Here is a 209-nt window from a genome sequence, read left to right as displayed (position 1 = left end):
GGTCATTAGGCTGCAATCTCCTTGCCTGCCGGGGTGGTGGTGTCGGCGTCGAGGACATTGGCTGTGATCAACGCTTTGGTTTGCTCTAGGCTTGTCAACGACATGTAGCGTTTCTGTTGAATCCATTCATCATGCTGCTCAGCAAGGACGGCCCCGACTAGGCGAATCACAGCATCACGGTGGGGGAAGATCCCGACAACATCAGTGCG

At 55.5% G+C, this 209-nt stretch carries 1 protein-coding gene; it reads right to left on the bottom strand.

Annotated elements, in window-relative coordinates:
- Positions 1-5: 5 nt before the first annotated feature.
- Positions 6-209, bottom strand: a 204-nt coding sequence (locus tag CHU71_RS12725; protein ID WP_187272100.1) for a transposase, incomplete at its 5' end; no start/stop codon positions are given.

The sequence above is a fragment of the Corynebacterium sp. LK14 genome, assembly GCF_008042215.1.
Taxonomy (GTDB): Bacteria; Actinomycetota; Actinomycetes; order Mycobacteriales; family Mycobacteriaceae; genus Corynebacterium; species Corynebacterium striatum.
Note: the sequence above shows the minus strand (reverse complement) of the source record. Positions and strands in the feature narration are given on the sequence as shown.